The 15510-nt window shown below is 69.6% G+C and carries 14 protein-coding genes; 4 read left to right on the forward strand and 10 right to left on the reverse strand.

The genetic code is table 11. From position 1 onward, the window contains the following. The first annotated feature begins 318 nt into the window (after window positions 1-318). Both ACWG52_RS23850 and ACWG52_RS23855 read left to right on the forward strand, forming a co-directional pair. The gene (locus ACWG52_RS23850) at window positions 319-852 is read left to right on the forward strand and encodes a universal stress protein (RefSeq protein ID WP_030716138.1); all 534 of its coding nucleotides are present in this window, start codon (window positions 319-321) and stop codon (window positions 850-852) included. A 184-nt stretch (window positions 853-1036) separates the two neighbouring features. Beyond that, window positions 1037-1606: a GPR1/FUN34/YaaH family transporter gene (locus ACWG52_RS23855; protein WP_266357014.1), complete on the forward strand. Its 570-nt coding sequence runs from the start codon at window positions 1037-1039 to the stop codon at window positions 1604-1606. Between the two features lie 121 nt (window positions 1607-1727). On the opposite strand, the gene glmS is transcribed toward ACWG52_RS23855, so the two are convergent. Beyond that, window positions 1728-3545, reverse strand: a complete 1818-nt coding sequence (gene glmS, locus ACWG52_RS23860) for a glutamine--fructose-6-phosphate transaminase (isomerizing) (RefSeq protein ID WP_389811421.1) — start codon at window positions 3543-3545, stop codon at window positions 1728-1730. Window positions 3546-3610: 65 nt separating this feature from the next. Continuing rightward, window positions 3611-3886 (reverse strand): hypothetical protein, encoded by a 276-nt coding sequence (locus ACWG52_RS23865; RefSeq protein WP_389811424.1) that lies wholly within the window; start codon window positions 3884-3886, stop codon window positions 3611-3613. Between the two features lie 172 nt (window positions 3887-4058). Between ACWG52_RS23865 and ACWG52_RS23870 the strand changes: the two genes are divergently transcribed. Further along, entirely contained in the window at window positions 4059-5651 is a 1593-nt protein-coding gene (locus ACWG52_RS23870) for a beta-N-acetylhexosaminidase (protein ID WP_453125846.1), read from the forward strand. Window positions 5652-5667: 16 nt separating this feature from the next. Here the strand turns inward: ACWG52_RS23870 and ACWG52_RS23875 are convergent, their stop codons facing one another. From ACWG52_RS23875 to ACWG52_RS23905, 7 genes are all read right to left on the reverse strand, one after another. Next, on the reverse strand, window positions 5668-6015 hold the full coding sequence (locus tag ACWG52_RS23875) for a hypothetical protein (protein ID WP_453125848.1): 348 nt from the start codon (window positions 6013-6015) through the stop codon (window positions 5668-5670). 367 nt (window positions 6016-6382) lie between these two features. Next, the gene (locus tag ACWG52_RS23880; RefSeq protein WP_390141222.1) at window positions 6383-8164 is read right to left on the reverse strand and encodes an IucA/IucC family protein; all 1782 of its coding nucleotides are present in this window, start codon (window positions 8162-8164) and stop codon (window positions 6383-6385) included. Continuing rightward, entirely contained in the window at window positions 8161-8745 is a 585-nt protein-coding gene (locus ACWG52_RS23885) for a GNAT family N-acetyltransferase (protein ID WP_266441685.1), read from the reverse strand. The genes ACWG52_RS23880 and ACWG52_RS23885 overlap by 4 nt, the downstream gene beginning before the upstream one ends. Continuing rightward, window positions 8745-10043: a lysine N(6)-hydroxylase/L-ornithine N(5)-oxygenase family protein gene (locus ACWG52_RS23890; RefSeq protein ID WP_390141220.1), complete on the reverse strand. Its 1299-nt coding sequence runs from the start codon at window positions 10041-10043 to the stop codon at window positions 8745-8747. Before ACWG52_RS23890 ends, ACWG52_RS23885 begins: the two co-directional genes overlap by 1 nt. Beyond that, window positions 10027-11520, reverse strand: coding sequence for a pyridoxal phosphate-dependent decarboxylase family protein (locus ACWG52_RS23895; protein ID WP_389811440.1), 1494 nt, complete (start codon window positions 11518-11520; stop codon window positions 10027-10029). The genes ACWG52_RS23890 and ACWG52_RS23895 overlap by 17 nt, the downstream gene beginning before the upstream one ends. A 149-nt stretch (window positions 11521-11669) precedes the next feature. Further along, a complete protein-coding gene (locus ACWG52_RS23900; RefSeq protein WP_453125852.1) occupies window positions 11670-12569 on the reverse strand; it encodes a siderophore-interacting protein in 900 nt (299 codons plus the stop codon). 65 nt (window positions 12570-12634) lie between these two features. After that, a complete protein-coding gene (locus tag ACWG52_RS23905) occupies window positions 12635-13672 on the reverse strand; it encodes an ABC transporter substrate-binding protein (RefSeq protein ID WP_389811446.1) in 1038 nt (345 codons plus the stop codon). Between the two features lie 294 nt (window positions 13673-13966). On the opposite strand from ACWG52_RS23905, the gene ACWG52_RS23910 reads away from it, so the two are divergent. After that, entirely contained in the window at window positions 13967-14278 is a 312-nt protein-coding gene (locus ACWG52_RS23910) for a hypothetical protein (RefSeq protein WP_389811449.1), read from the forward strand. A gap of 67 nt (window positions 14279-14345) precedes the next feature. On the opposite strand, the gene ACWG52_RS23915 is transcribed toward ACWG52_RS23910, so the two are convergent. Next, the gene (locus ACWG52_RS23915; RefSeq protein WP_389811451.1) at window positions 14346-15506 is read right to left on the reverse strand and encodes an acyl-CoA dehydrogenase family protein; all 1161 of its coding nucleotides are present in this window, start codon (window positions 15504-15506) and stop codon (window positions 14346-14348) included. Between the last annotated feature and the right edge of the window lie 4 nt (window positions 15507-15510).

Below are 15510 nucleotides of genomic sequence, written 5' to 3' on the forward strand. Positions count from 1 at the left end.
ACTCCCTGCGGGCTCTTACCTGAAGGTCGGACGCATGTCCCAACGCCCGGCGGAGGGGCTCGGTCACTGCGCCAACGGGTGGCGATGGCCGCTCTCGTCACTGGCTGTAGGGGACAGTGGTCATTGCCAAGGCGCGCTCGCTCCGGCATGCTCCCTGGGACGCTCTCCAAGGGCGGCATGCCCTGTGCAGGATAGGAGTGTCGCCGTACCCTGGTGGGTATGGGCTTGGGAAGATGCTTCCCGGACAGAGCTCCGTCACACTGCGTCGCCGATTTCGCCCCTGTTGCTTCCTCCAAGGACCTCTTCGCCGAGACACCCATGGCCGGTCACGAATTCTCCGAACCCGCGGACCGCAAGCGCAAACGCGTCGTCGACCCCTCGTCGGCCGCCGATCTGCGCGCGGTGGAACAGACACGCGTGCACTGCGATCCGGCCTTCCGGCACGGGGTCGTTGTGGGATTCGACGGATCCACCTCCAGTGAGCGAGCGCTCGCCTATGCGATCGGCATGGCCCGCCGCTCCGGATCCGGTCTGATCATCGTCCATGTCGCCAACCGACTGCCCACCACGGTGTGGGCCGGCTGCGAGCCGCCGGTCTTCGTGGACGTCCCGGACCACCGCACCGAGGTGCTCGGGCTGGAGCTGGCCTGCGCGGACTATCTGTCCGAAGTGCCGTGGATCCTGGTCGAGCGCGGTGGTGACATCTGCCATGAGCTGGAGGAGGTCGGCCGGGAGTATTCGGCCGACGCCATCGTGGTCGGCTCCACGCACGGCATCGTGGGCCGGATCTTCGGATCGGTCGCCGGCCGCCTGGCCAAGCGGGCGCAGCGACCGGTCGTCGTCATCCCCTGACGGTCCCTCGGTCCGCCCGGACTCCGTGACGTTCCCTCGGGGGCGAGAGGGCGGTCGATCCGTCGCTCACCGTTGTCATTTCGTGACCGCTTGTTAAGTCGCTTGTGCGGTTGTGCCCCCGTGTAAAGGGTAGATAAATGCTGCTGGGACGCAGCAAACAACTGCAGATCGAAGGGAGCCCGCCGTGGACAATGGTGTCTCTGCGGGAAGCACGGCCTCGACTTCGACCCTCGGGAACATCGCCCTGGGTCTCACCCTTCTCGCATTCGGTATCGGCCACACCGGTGTCATCGACGGCGTGTCCGCTGCCAACTCCGTGTCGCTCGCGATGTACGTCGGCGGCGCGGCCCTGTTCCTCCTCGGCCTCCTGGAGTACCGCGGCGGCGACGGGTTCAACGGCACCGCGTTCGCGGGCCTGGGCATCTTCTGGTTCACGTGGGCCAAGGGCGCGGGCGGTTCGGTCACCGACGAAGCCGCCGGAACGTTTCTTGTCCTGTTCGCGATGCTCGCGCTGACCCTCACGGTCGCCGCCGCGAGCGGTCTGTTCAGCCAGGGCGTCTACGCCCTGCTGACCCTGTCGCTGCTCCTGCTCGCGATAGGCGCGTTCGTGGACAACGGCACGCTCGCCAAGGCGGGCGGCTGGGTCGCCGCCGTCTCCGGACTGCTGGCCTGGTACGGCGCCACCGCGGCGCTGGCGCACTGGCCGATGGCCTTCGGCAAGGCCCGCAGCGGCGGAGCGGTCGCCGCGAGCTGACCGGCGGCGCTGGACGTCCCCGAGCATCTCGTCGAGGTGGAGGCCATCGCCGTCGTCGACCGAACGGGGACGCCCCCGAGGCCGTGGGCCTCGGGGGCGTTCGCGTGCGGTGGGGCGGTGCTTACTCGACGGTGACGGACTTCGCCAGGTTGCGCGGCTTGTCGATGTCCCGGCCCATGGCCAGGGCCGTGTGGTACGCCAGCAGCTGGAGCGGGATGCCCATGAGGATCGGGTCCAGCTCGTCCTCGTTCTTCGGGACCACGATGGTGTGGTCCGCCTTCTCCTGCTCGCGGTGGGCGACCGCGAGGATCCGGCCGCTGCGGGCCTTGATCTCCTCCAGCGCCGCGCGGTTCTTCTCCAGCAGGTCGTCGTCGGGGACGATCGCGACGGTCGGGAGCGAGGGCTCGATGAGCGCGAGCGGGCCGTGCTTGAGCTCGGAGGCCGGGTAGGCCTCGGCGTGGATGTAGGAGATCTCCTTCAGCTTGAGGGAGGCCTCCAGCGCCACCGGGTAGCCGCGGACCCGGCCGATGAACATCATCGACTTGGCCTCGGCGTACTCGGCCGCCAGCTTCTTGATGTCCTCTTCGCCCTCAAGGATCTCCTGGATCTGCGCGGGCAGCTTGCGCAGGCCCTCGATGATCCGCTTGCCGTCGGTGACCGAGAGGTCCCGGATGCGGCCCAGGTGCACGGCGAGCAGCGCGAAGGCCACGACCGTGTTGGTGAAGCACTTGGTGGAGACGACGCAGACCTCCGGGCCGGCGTGCACGTACACGCCGCCGTCGGCCTCGCGGGCGATCGCGGAACCGACCACGTTGACCACGCCGAGGACGCGGGCGCCCTTGCGCTTGAGCTCCTGCACCGCGGCGAGCACGTCGTACGTCTCACCGGACTGGGAGACCGCGATGTAGAGGGTGTCGGGGTCGACGACCGGGTTGCGGTAGCGGAACTCGGAGGCCGGCTCGGCGTCCGCGGGGATGCGGGCCATGCCCTCGATGAGGCCGGCGCCGATGAGGCCCGCGTGGTACGAGGTGCCGCAACCGAGGATCTTGACCCGGCGGATGCCGCGCGCCTCGCGCGGGTCCAGGTTCAGGCCGCCCAGGTGCACGGTGCTGAAGCGGTCGTCGATGCGGCCGCGCAGCACGCGGTCGACCGCGTCGGGCTGCTCGGAGATCTCCTTGTGCATGTAGGTGTCGTGGCCGCCCATGTCGTACGAGGCGGCCTCCCACTCCACGGTCTCCGGGGTGGCGTTGGTCGTCGTGCCGGAGGTCGTGTAGGTGCGGAAGTCGTCGGCCTTGATGGTGGCCATCTCGCCGTCGCCGAGGGTGACGACCTGGCGGGTGTGGGCGACCAGCGCGGCGACGTCCGAGGCGACGAACATCTCCTTCTCGCCGATGCCGAGCACCACGGGGGAGCCGTTGCGGGCGACGACGATGCGGTCGGGGAAGTCGGCGTGCATGACGGCGATGCCGTAGGTGCCGTCGATGACCTTGACCGCCTCGCGGACCTTCTCCTCCAGGGAGTCGGCTTCGGAGCGGGCGATCAGGTGGACGATGACCTCGGTGTCGGTCTCCGAGACGAAGACGACGCCCTCGGCCTCCAGCTTGGCGCGCAGCTCGGAGCAGTTGTCGACGATGCCGTTGTGGACGACGGCGACCTTGTTCTCCGGGTCCAGGTGCGGGTGCGAGTTGATGTCGCTCGGGGCGCCGTGCGTGGCCCAGCGGGTGTGGGCGATGCCGGTGGTGCCGGCGAAGCGCTTGGGGACGCGGGACTCCAGCTCGCGGACGCGGCCCTTGGCCTTGACGACCTTCAGAGCCGGCGCCTTCGGGGTGTTGACCACGATGCCCGCGGAGTCGTACCCGCGGTACTCCAGCCGTGCCAGGCCCTCCAGCAGCAGCGGTGCCACGTCACGCTTGCCGATGTAACCGACGATTCCACACATACGGTTCTGCCCCTCCTGAAGTTCGGTTCTGTACTCGTCCGGTGCCGCGTGCGGCGGCGGCCGGCTCAGCCGTAGACGATGCGGCGCAACTGCCGGAGCGAGAGCTGCGGCGGCGCCACGGCGCGGTGCGGCAGTTCGGCCGCGATCCGCTCGAAGATCTCCGCGTTCACCGCTCCGCCGGACTGCAGTTCCCGGTGGCGGCGGCGGACGAACTCCTCGGTCGTCTCGTCGAAGTAGGCGAGCACGTCCAGTACCACCCGGATCGCCTCACCGCGCTGCAACGCGGTGCTGCGCACCAGGTGGTCGACGAGGTCGTCATGCGACGGGCGGCGATCGAGCACTCGTAGATATTGGCGGCTTGCCGCGTCGAACGCAAAGATCCTGCCCGATTCCGGGCAGGATCTCTCTGGTCTGGACCAGTGAGGCGCTCGATGTGCCTTCCTTCGGATGATTTCCGCCCGCCCCGGATTCACCCACCGGACGCGGCGGCCCGCTTGGCCTATACCTGTGGGCATGAGAGTCCTGCGATGCACGCTCGGCACCCTCCTCGCCCTCGCGGCGGCCCCGGCCCTGATGACCGCCTGCACCGCCGCCCACGGTGACGACGCCCGACCCGGGGACGACCCGCCGGTGGCCCTCGCCCCCTTCGAACAGCTGCTGCCGGCGCCGGTCTCCGCGCGCGCGGAAGGCCCCGGCTACTCCTTCGGCGCGACCACGGTCATCCGCGTCGGCCACGGCGCGGACGAGGAGGTCCGCCGGGTGGGCGAGCTCCTCGCCGAGCAGCTGCGCGGAACCGGCGGGCTCCCGCTCCCGGTGGTCGACGGGGCGCAGGGCGACGGGATCCGGCTCAGGATCGACGGGGCGGCGCAAGGGGTGGGCGACGAGGGCTACCGGCTGGAGTCAGGACCGACCGGGGTCACCCTCACCGCACGGACGCCGGCCGGGCTCTTCCACGCGGGACAGACGCTGCGCCAGCTGGTGCCGGTGGCGGGACCGGGGACGGTGCCCGGTGGGACGGTCACCGACCGGCCGCGCTTCGCGTACCGGGGGGCCATGGTCGACATCGCGCGTCACCACTTCTCGGTGGAGCAGGTCAAGCGGTACGTGGACCAGCTCGTCCAGTACAAGGTCAACACCCTGCACCTGCACCTGACCGACGACCAGGGCTGGCGCCTGGCGATCGACTCCTGGCCGCGGCTGGCGGAGTACGGGGGCGGTAGCGAGGTCGGCGGCGGACCCGGCGGCCACTGGACGAAGGACGAGTACCGGGAACTGGTGGCCTACGCGGGGCAGCGGTACGTGGACGTGGTTCCCGAGATCGACATGCCCGGGCACGTGAACGCGGCGCTCGCCTCCTACGCCGAGCTGAACTGCGACGGGAAGGCCCCCGCGCGGTACACCGGCATCAAGGTCGGCTTCAGCTCGCTGTGCGTGGCGAAGGAGCGGACGTACGAGTTCATCGACGACGTGCTCGGTGAACTGGCCGAGCTGACCCCGGGCCGCTACCTGCACATCGGCGGCGACGAGGCGCACGCGACGCCGGCGGCGGACTACGCGGCCTTCATGGACCGGGCCCAGGAGGTGGTGGGGCGGTACGGCAAGACGGTGGTGGCCTGGCACCAGCTGGCGACGGCCCGCCCGGCCCCGGGCGCGGTGCTCCAGTACTGGGGCCACGACAAGACCGCGGCAGCGGACAAGGCCGCCGTGGTGGCGGCGGCGAAGGCGGGGCACCCGCTGATCCTGTCGCCGGCGGACCGGCTGTACCTGGACATGAAGTACGACCCGGCGACCGGGCCGGGCCTGGCCTGGGCGGGGTACGTCCCGGTGGCGCGCTCCTACTCCTGGAACCCGGGGGCGTACCTGGCCGGGGTCCCCGAGTCGGCGGTGCTGGGCGTGGAGGCCCCGCTGTGGACGGAGACCGTCGCGACGCGCGGCGACTGGGAGCAGCTGGCCTTCCCGCGGGTGCTGGGCCTGGCCGAACTGGGCTGGTCGCCGGCGGCCGCGCTCGACTGGACCTCCTACAGCCGCCGGCTGGCCGCGCAGGCACCCCGCCTGGACGCGCAGGGCATCGGCTTCTTCCGGGCGCCGGACGTCCCCTGGCAGTGACCGGCGGGGGACGGGATCAGGACCAGCAGGAGGTCGTGGCCCCGTCGGCCTCCGAGCCCGCCGTTGTCTCGAATCCGGCCCCGGTGGCGAATTCGGCGGCTGCCTCGGGACCGTAGAAATCGGTGATGAAGCGGGCGGGCGGGAAGGAGACGGTGAACGTCTTGGCCTGCCCGTCCTCGCCCTTCGTGAAGCACACGTCGCCCGAGTCCCGATCGAACATCGGCTCGGGCACGAACCGCCAGCCGTCGGCCTCGGCGGCCTCGCGGTAGTGGTCCACGACCTCCTGGCGGGTGCCGGGATACACGTAGGTGCGCCCGGCGGACAGCCAGGCGTCGCCGCTGTCGTCCGCGCACTCCGCATACACGCCGTCGAAGGTGCGGGGAGGCTCGCGCCGGGCGGCGGCGAGGCGAGCAGGGGCAGCGACTCCAGCTCCTTCATCCGCGCCTCGGTCCCCTCGCAGGTCTTGAACGGCGTCAGGAAGGAACAGCCGGACAGCCCCCCGGCCACGAGCGCGGCCGACAGGAGCAGGGCGGCCGCACGGCCAGGGTGGATCCGGAACGGCATACGGGCTCCCAGACGGATTCGGGCCGCGGGCTCCGGCCACGGGAGCGGACACACGAGAGCGTGACCGCGAAGAGGGCCATTGTGCTTCGCGGTCACGCCGCCCGGATCTCGGGGTGGGGAGAGGGAGGCATCGAGGGACCGTATCGATGCCTCCCCCGCCCGGTGGGTCACCGCCGGGCGAAGGCCGCGACGGGGTTTCGGAGGTTGCCGATCAGCTGCAGGGCGGCCGCCGGGTCGGCGAGGTCGACCATCTGCTTGTTGTTGCGCAGCTGGAGGCGGTTCAGGCAGGACAGCTGGAACTCCGGCGCGAACAGGTCGTACCGCTCGAAGCGCTCCGCGAGCTGCGGCATCGACTCCTGGTACGCGTGGCCGCAGTCCGCGACGGCCTGCCAGAAGGTGTCCTCGTCGCAGATGCCCTCGTCCGCGAGGATCGCGCCGAGGAAGCGGAAGAAGCAGTCGAAGACGTCCGTGAAGATCGACAGGAGCTTCATGTCCTCGGGGATGTCCGCCCGGACCCGCTCGACCGCGGGCGGCAGCACCGCGTCCGCGTCCATGATGACGATCTCCTCGGCGATGTCCTTGAAGATCGCCCGCTTCACCAGGCCGCCCTCGATGACGAGGATGGTGTTCTCGCCGTGCGGCATGTACGCGAGGTCGTACTGGTAGAAGCAGTGCAGCAGCGGCACCAGGTACGCGCGCAGGTAGTGGCGCAGCCACTCGGCCGGCGTCAGACCCGACTCCGCGATCAGCGCGCCGACGAAGGACTTGCCCTCGGCGTCCACGTGCAGGAGCGAGGCCATCGTGGCGAGGCGCTCGTCGCCCTCGATCCGGTTGACGGGGGACTCGCGCCACAGCGCGGCCAGCATCTTGCGGTACGGGGAGTACCGGTCGGTGGCACGCTCGTACTGGCGGTGGTGGTAGCCGATCGCCGCGCGCTCGCGGATGATCGAGAAGTCCACCGACTTCAGGACCTCGTCGCCCTCGATCAGCTGGTGCAGCCAGTCGTTGATGGCCGGGGTGGCCTCCATGTACGCGGCCGACAGGCCTCGCATGAAGCCCATGTTCAGGACCGAGATGGCGGTCTTGACGTAGTGCTTGTGCGGCGCGCTCCGGTTGAAGAACGTGCGGATCGACTGCTGCGCGAGGTACGCGTCCGGGCCCTCGCCCAGCAGCACCAGGCGGCGGTTCGCGATCTCGGCCGCGAAGGTGACCGTCGTCTTGTTCCACCACTGCCAGGGGTGGATCGGGAAGAGGTGGAAGTCGGCCAGGTCCAGGCCCAGCGCGGTCATCCGCTCGGCGAAGACGCCGATGGTCTCCTCGCCGAGCTCCTCGCGCATGAAGGAGTCGTGGTCCAGGCCCGCGCCCGCCGTGAAGGTGGAGACGTCCTTGCGGGCGGCCACCCACACCAGGTGGACGGGGCTGGCGGTCTCCGGGGCGTACGAGAGGTACTCGTGCACGCCGAAGCCCAGTCGGCCGTTGTTCGCGACGAAGCAGGGGTGGCCCTCGGTCATGCCCGTCTCGATGTCCTGGAAGGAGGACTTCGCGAGGACGTCGGAGGAGACCTGCGGCTTCGTGTACTTGTAGCCGGTGCCGGCCAGGGTGGAGGAGATCTCCTCCAGGTAGACGGGCAGCACCTCGGGGCTCAGGCCCAGGGCCTCGCGCAGCTCGATGTGGAAGTCGAGGGCGTCCAGCTCCAGCTCGGCACCGTCACGGTGACGGGTGATGGAGGCCTCGTCGACCGACCAGTGGTCGAGGGCGTGCAGGACGGCCTTGAAGCGGTACTCGACCGTGGAGTCGTCGCTGCGGACCGCGTACCAGGAGTCCCCGAGGGACTCGGGGGTCAGCAGGCGCTCGTGGGAGAACTCCGCGAGGCCCTTGCGGACGAGGGCGCGGTTGGCGCGGGCCCACAGCTCGGGGTTCAGGTGGGCGACGGCGTCGGCGAGGCTCATATGGAGACCCCCTGGGCGGCCGTGGCGGCCTCGAACCGGGCGCGGGTGCAGAAGCTCAGCAGGGCTTCCTTCTCCGGCTTGGTGACCTGGCGCTCCGGTACGAAGCCGACGACCTCGTTGAGGGCGTGCACGGCGGTGTTGGCGACGTCCGGTTCGACGACGACGCGCTCGGTGGCCGGGTCGGCGAAGATCGCGGCCATGACCGTGGTGATGACGGCGCGGGTGAAGCCGTGCAGCGGGGTGTCGCTGGGGGCGACGAGGAAGTGCATGCCGACATCGCCCGGCTGGGCGTCGTAGAGGCCGACCAGCTCCAGCTCGGACGGGTCGTAGGTCTCCATGAGGAAAGCCGGGCGGCCCTCGTGCAGGCCGATGAAGGCCTGGTGGTGCTCGTGCGCGGCGATCCTCATGTACTCGCGCTCGACGTCCGGCAGGGAGGCGTCCTGCATCATCCAGAACGAGGCCTTCGGGTGGGTGACCCAGCCGTGGAGCAGCTCCGCGTCGGCGAAGGGGTCCAGGGGGCGCACGGCGAAGGAACCGAGTTCTTTGTCGGTGCGGGAGAAGAGGAGTTCGGTGGTGCTCATCAGAGGGTGCCTTCCGGGGCGGCGAACTGCTGGAACGCGATGGACTTCTCGACCTTGTAGTGCTCGCGGCCGAGGAGCTCACCGACGATGTACGCGTTCCGGTACGCCGCCATGCCCAGGTCGGGCGAGGTGAGGGAGTGGTTGTGGGTGGTGCCGTTCTGCAGGTAGACCCCGCGGCCCGTGGTGTCGATGCTGTAGTTGCGGGCGGCGTCGAGACGGCCGTGCCCGTCGAAGTTCAGGCGGCCCCGCACCGGGTTCAGGAACTCCGGGAAGGTGTACTTGTAGCCGGTGGCCAGGACCAGGCCCTCGGAGGTGAGGGAGAAGTCCCGCTCCTGCTCCTCCTGGCGCAGCCCCAGCGTGTACGTGCCCGTGGTGGTGTCGTACGCGGTGCTGTTCAGGGAGGTGTTGGTCAGCAGGGTGGTCGGGACCGCGCCCGGCATGCTGATCTTCTTCTGGTAGAGCAGGTCGAAGATGGCGTTGATCAGGTCGCCGTCGATGCCCTTGAAGAGGTTCTTCTGCTGGGTCTCCAGCCGGTACCGGGTGTCCTCGGGGAGCGCGTGGAAGTAGTCCACGTACTCGGGGGAGGTCATCTCCAGGGTCAGCTTCGTGTACTCCAGCGGGAAGAACCGCGGCGAGCGGGTCACCCAATTGAGCTGGTAGCCGTGGACGTCGATCTCGGCGAGGAGGTCGTAGTAGATCTCGGCCGCGCTCTGGCCGGAGCCGATGAGGGTGATCGACTTCTTCTTCTGCAGTTCCGCCTTGTTCTGCATGTAGGCGGAGTTGTGCAGGAAGTCGCCGCCGAGGCCCTCGCAGGTCGGCGGGATGTGCGGCGGGGTGCCGGTGCCCAGGACCAGGCGGGGGGCCCGGTGGGTCTCGCCCTTGTCGGTGTGGACCTCGTACAGGCCTGCCTGCTCGTCGTAGGTGACCTCGGTGACCGAGGTGGACCAGCGGACGTTGTCGAGGCGGTCGGCGGCCCAGCGGCAGTAGTCGTTGTACTCGGCCCGCAGCGGGTAGAAGTTCTCCCGGATGTAGAAGGAGTACAGCCGGTCCTGGTCCTTCAGGTAGTTCAGGAAGGAGAAGGGCGAGGTCGGGTCGGCGAGCGTGACCAGGTCCGACATGAAGGGCGTCTGCAGGTGGGCGCCGTCCAGGAACATGCCGGCGTGCCACTCGAAGTGCGGCTTCGACTCGATGAAGAGACCGTCGATCTCGTCGAGCGGGGCGGTCAGGCAGGCGAGTCCGAGGTTGAACGGACCGACGCCGATGCCGATGAAGTCGTGGGTCTCAGCGGTGGAGGGCAAGGGATTCTCCCAGGAACTGCTCGGCATGTGCGGCGAGAAGGTCGAGGACGGCAGCGATGTCGGCCGTCGTGGTCTGCGGGTTGAGGAGGGTGAACTTCAGGTACTGCTTCCCGTCCACCTTGGTGCCGGCCACGACGGCCTCACCGGAGGCGAACAGGGCCTTGCGGGCGTGCAGGTTGGCCTCGTCGACGAGGTCGGCGCGGATGTCGCCGCCCTCGGGGACGTAGCGGAAGACCAGGGTGGAGATCTGCGGCTTGACGACGACCTCGAAGCGCGGGTCTGCGTCGATGACGTCCCAGCCGGCCGCGGCCAGGTCGATGACCTCGTCGAAGAGCGAGCCGATGCCGTCGGCGCCCATGACGCGCAGGGTCACCCAGAGCTTGAGCGCGTCGAACCGGCGCGTGGTCTGGATGGACTTGTCGACCTGGTTGGGGATGCGTTCCTCGGCCATGCGGCGCGGGTTGAGGTAGTCCGCGTGGTACGTGGCGTGCTTGAGGGTGTCGCGGTCGCGCACCAGCATGGCGCTGGAGCTGACCGGCTGGAAGAACGACTTGTGGTAGTCGACGGTGACCGAGTCGGCGCGCTCGATGCCGTCGAGGAGGTGCCGGCGGGTCGGGGAGGCCAGCAGTCCGCAGCCGTAGGCGGCGTCCACGTGCATCCACGCGGAGTGCTCGTCGGCGAGGCGGGCGATCTCGGGGAGCGGGTCGATGGACCCGAAGTCGGTGGTGCCGGCGGTGGCGACGACGGCCATCGGGAAGAGGCCCTCGGAGGCGCACTCCTCCAGTTCCAGGGCGAGCACCGCGGTGTCCATCCGGCGGTTGCGGTCGACCGGGACGGAGATGACGGCCTCGTAGCCGAGTCCGAGCATCGCGGCCGACTTCTGGACGCTGAAGTGGCTGGCCTCGGAGGTGAAGATGCGCAGCTTCGGCAGGAGTTCGGCCTTGGTGAGCTCGCGTCCCTCGTCGAGGGCCTTCTTCATGACGAGGCGGCAGGCCTCGTCACGGGCCAGGAGCAGGGCGTGGAAGTTGGACTGGCTGCCGCCGGAGGTGAAGATGCCGTCCGCGGCCGGGCCGAGGCCGATGCGCTCGGTGGTCCAGTCGATGAGGCGGCGCTCGATGAGCGTGCCGCCGATGGACTGGTCCCAGGTGTCGAGCGAGGAGTTGACCGCGGAGAGGATCGCCTCGCCGAGCACGGCGGGGATGACGACCGGGCAGTTGAGGTGGCCCAGGTAGCGCGGGTGGTGGAAGTACACCGCGTCGCGCAGGTAGACGTCCTCCAGCTCGTCCAGGACGGCGGCCGCGTCGGCGAGCGGCTTGTCCAGGTCGATCCCGTTGATGACCGGGGCGAGTTCGTCGACGGATATACCGGTGTGGGGTCGCTCCGTCGTCGCGAGTTTGGCGGCGACGCGCTCGACGCCCTCGGTGACGGATCGCCGGTAGAGGTCCGCGGTCGTCTCGTTCAGCAGATGCGAGCGCATCAACTTTCCTCCGGGCAGGGGGTGGAGATGGGGCGTGTGTGACGTGCGTCGATAAGGTTAGCCTAACCTTATCGAGGAACCAAATGCAGACAGACCCTGACTGAATAGCCAGGGCCTGCGTCAACTGCTCTATGGGGTAAGGGAACTGACTACAGCTCGGACGCCGGGTCCTCGCTGGGAGCCTTGCCCGCGTACGCCTCGGCGAGGAGCTGTTCCTCGCTCGCGCCGAGCCGCCAGTAGCCGGTGAAACGTACGGCGCGACGGTCGACGGATCGTTCCTGCACGAAGTGCCGGCGCACCGCGCGGATCGTGCCCGACTCGCCCGCCAGCCAGACGTACGGGGCTTCGGCCGCACCCGGGTCGGCCGAACGCAGGGCGCTCAGCACCTGCTCCGTCCGCTCCCGGCCGTGGCCCTCGCGCACGATCCAGGTGATGTCCGCGTCGGCGGGCACCCGGAGGTCGAGCCGGTCGTCCTCGTGCGGGATCTCGAACCAGGCCCTGACCCGGGCCTGGGCGGGCAGCCGGTCCAGGATCGCGGCCGCGGCCGGCAGCGCGGTCTCGTCCGCGTACATCCAGATCGCGTCGGTGTCGGCCGACGGCTGGAAGCGCACGGACTTGTTCTCCGCGACGGCCGGTCCGATCGCCAGGATCCGACGGCCGGTCACCGCCCGCCCGGCCCAACGGGACGCGGGGCTCGTGTCCCCGTGCAGGACGAAGTCGATGTCGACCTCGTCCGCCCCCTCGGGCGTACGGCGCTGCTCGCGCACCGTGTAGGAGCGCATCACCGGCCGCTCCTCGTCCGGCATCCCGCGCCAGGCGGCGAACCAGGTGTCCTCGTCCCTGGACGGCAGGATCGTGTGCTCCTGGTCGGCCGCGGGCAGGAAGAGCGACAGGCTCTGGTCGAAGCCGCCCGAGCGGAAGCCCGCGAGGGACTCCCCGCCGAACGTGACCCGCAGGAACGAGTGGCCCAGACGGCGCGTGCGGAGCACTTCGAGCTCGAAGAACCGGAAGTGGGCGACGGCCGGGGCGTCGGATGCGGTGGCGGTCATGCGGAGAGGTCCCCCTGGGAGTCGGTACGGCCTGCCTGGCGCCCGGGGTCACCGGGCGCCGACGGTCAGCTGACCTTCTTGGCGTTCTGGATGGACTTCGCGAGGTCTTCCAGGATCTGCGCGCACTTGTCGTACGAGAAGATCGGCTCGGTCACGCGGGGGGTGATCTGACCGGCCTTGACGGCGGGCAGCTCGTTCCAGGTCGGCTTGGCCTTCAGCTGCTCGGGCTGCAGGGTGCCGGTGCGGTTGTCGAGCAGGATGACGTCGGCCTTGTACTTGCCGACGTTCTCCCAGCTGAGGCTCTCGAAGAAGCCGCCCTCGTCCAGCTTCTCGGGGGTGACGAACTCGACGCCGAGCTGCTTGAAGTACTTCAGGTCGGCCGAGGTCTCCGGGGTGGACGCGTAGAACAGGGCGTCCGCACCGGAGCCGGCGAGCACCTTGACGCCCGGGTTGGCCTTGGTGGCCTCGCGGACCTTGGCGGCGGCGGCCTCGAAGCGGGCCTTGGCGTCCACGGTCTTCTTGGAGTTCATGTCCGCGCCCAGGGACTTGGCGAGGTCCGCGGTGCGCTCCAGCGCCTTGTCGAGGGTGACGTCGCCGCCCACCTTGATGGCGGCGTGCGGGGCGAGCGCGAGGATCTTGTCCTTCGAGGCCTCCGGCACGTACCAGTAGGTGCCGTCCCAGCTGTTGGTGACCATCAGGTCGGGCTGCAGGGCCGCGTACTTCTCGACGTTGAACTCGTCGTAGACGTTGCCGAGGATCTCGACCTTGGAGATGTCCATCGAACCGGCCTGGACGTCGGGCTTGCCGTCGGCGGTCTTGGTCGGACCGAACACGCCCTTGACCGGGACGCCGTAGTCGTACAGCGCGGCGGCGGTGCCGGTGAACGCGACGATGTTCTTCGGCTGGGACTTGGTGGTGACGTCCTTGCCGAGGTCGTCCTTGAAGGTCCAGGTGCCGGAGGTCGCGGCGCCGTTGTCCTTGCCGCCGTCACCCTTCGCCGAGTCGGTGCCACCGCACGCGGCGAGGACGGCGACGAGGCCGAGGGCGCCACCGGCCGCGATGAAACCGCGACGGGTGAAGGAGGAGGTTCGGGACTTGGGCATGTCGATGTCCGCTTTCGTGCGTGCAGGGGCGGCGGCTGGGCCGTTCGGTGAGAAGGTTAGCCTAACCTAATGAGATGTCCAGTGGTGGGGGAAGATCCGTTCGTGAGGTGGATCACCCTCCGGAATCCGGGCCGACCGGCCGGCACCCGTACCGCCCCTGACGGGAGCCCGAGTTGGGGGCTTTCACGCACCGGGTGGGGGATCGGCCCGCATGGGGATCCGCCGGCCCGCGGCCGCGACCCGACCACGTCCCGTCATCCACGAAATCCGATCACGCGTGTGAATACTGAGCGCATGCGAAGGAACTGGTGGATAACCGCGGGAACGAACCTGGTGATGGGAGTTCCCGGCATCGTGCCCGTCTGGCTCGTCTGGTACGTCGCCGTCAACGGGCCGCTCGCCGACCTCGGCTGGACCGTTCCGGAGCCCACGGAGAACGACGGCATGCTGGTGGTCCTGGTCCCGATCGTTGCGGCGTTCGCGCTGCTGTGGTGGCTCGCCAACGACTTCCTGCGGCGGTGGAACACGGCGGCCGCCCGCGTCTACTGGCCGGTGTGCGCCCTGGCGGCCCTGGTCCCCACTGCCGCGCTCATCGTCCTTCTCTGACCGTTCGCGGGCATGCCGAAGTCCGGCGCGGGCCCGTGGCCCGCGCCGGACGGCGTCATCGGGTGCCTCAGCCGGCGAAGCCCAGCTCGCGCGCGATCAGCATGCGCTGGACCTCGCTCGTGCCCTCGCCGATCTCCAGGATCTTGGAGTCCCGCCACATGCGGGCCACCGGGTACTCGTTCATGAAGCCGTAGCCGCCGTGGATCTGGGTGGCCTCGCGGGCGTTGTCGACCGCGACCGTCGAGGAGTACAGCTTCGCGATCGCCGCCTCCTTCTTGAACGGCTCCCCGGCCACGAGGCGGGAGGCCGCGTCACGCCAGCCGATGCGGGCCATGTGGGCGCGCATCTCCATGTCGGCCAGCTTGAACTGGATGGCCTGGTTGTCGCCGATCGCCTTGCCGAAGGCGTGCCGCTCCTTGGCGTACTTCACCGACTCGTCCACACAGCCCTGCGCGAGACCCGTCGCGAGCGCCGAGATGGCGATCCGGCCCTCGTCGAGGATCCGCAGGAACTGCGCGTAGCCGCGGCCCTCCTGGCCCACCAGGTTGGCCAGGGGGACCCGTACGCCGTCGAAGGACAGCTCACGGGTGTCCGAGGAGTTCCAGCCCACCTTGGAGTACGGGGCGGCCACGGTGAAGCCCGGCGTGCCGGACGGGACGATGATCGAGGAGATCTCCGGGCGGCCGTCCGCCTTGCGGCCCGTCACGGCCGTGACGGTCACCAGACCGGTGATGTCCGTACCGGAGTTGGTGATGAAGCACTTCGAGCCGTTGATGACCCACTCGTCGCCGTCCTTGACGGCGGTGGTGCGGGTACCGCCCGCGTCGGAGCCCGCACCGGGCTCCGTCAGGCCGAACGCGCCGAGGATCTCGCCGGAGCACATCTTCGGCAGCCACTGGCTCTTCTGCTCCTCGGAACCGAAGAGGTAGATCGGCATGGCGCCGAGGGAGACCCCGGCCTCCAGGGTGATGGCGACCGAGGAGTCGACGCGGGCCAGCTCCTCCAGGGCGATGCCGAGGGCGAGGTAGTCCCCGCCCATGCCGCCGTACTCCTCCGGGAAGGGCAGACCGAACAGGCCCATGCGGCCCATCTCGGCGACGATCTCGTACGGGAACTCGTGCCGCTCGTACAGGTCGCCGATCTTCGGGGCGACGACGTCGTGCGCGAACGCCTCCACGGTGCGGCGGAGTTCCTCGTGCTCAGGGGTGAGCCGGTGGTCGAGGGACATGGTG

The sequence above is a fragment of the Streptomyces sp. CLCI03 genome (assembly GCF_053615355.1).

Excerpts from the sequence above, each read along its gene's own strand:
- ACWG52_RS23880 (WP_390141222.1), bottom strand. The coding sequence starts at position 8,164 with ATGAGCCTCGCCGACGCCGTCGCCCACCTGAACCCCGAGCTGTGGGCC.
- glmS (WP_389811421.1), bottom strand. The coding sequence starts at position 3,545 with ATGTGTGGAATCGTCGGTTACATCGGCAAGCGTGACGTGGCACCGCTG.
- ACWG52_RS23910 (WP_389811449.1), top strand. The coding sequence starts at position 13,967 with ATGCGAAGGAACTGGTGGATAACCGCGGGAACGAACCTGGTGATGGGA.
- ACWG52_RS23850 (WP_030716138.1), top strand. The coding sequence starts at position 319 with ATGGCCGGTCACGAATTCTCCGAACCCGCGGACCGCAAGCGCAAACGC.
- ACWG52_RS23885 (WP_266441685.1), bottom strand. The coding sequence starts at position 8,745 with ATGAGCACCACCGAACTCCTCTTCTCCCGCACCGACAAAGAACTCGGT.
- ACWG52_RS23915 (WP_389811451.1), bottom strand. The coding sequence starts at position 15,506 with ATGTCCCTCGACCACCGGCTCACCCCTGAGCACGAGGAACTCCGCCGC.
- ACWG52_RS23905 (WP_389811446.1), bottom strand. The coding sequence starts at position 13,672 with ATGCCCAAGTCCCGAACCTCCTCCTTCACCCGTCGCGGTTTCATCGCG.
- ACWG52_RS23895 (WP_389811440.1), bottom strand. The coding sequence starts at position 11,520 with ATGCGCTCGCATCTGCTGAACGAGACGACCGCGGACCTCTACCGGCGA.
- ACWG52_RS23900 (WP_453125852.1), bottom strand. The coding sequence starts at position 12,569 with ATGACCGCCACCGCATCCGACGCCCCGGCCGTCGCCCACTTCCGGTTC.
- ACWG52_RS23870 (WP_453125846.1), top strand. The coding sequence starts at position 4,059 with ATGAGAGTCCTGCGATGCACGCTCGGCACCCTCCTCGCCCTCGCGGCG.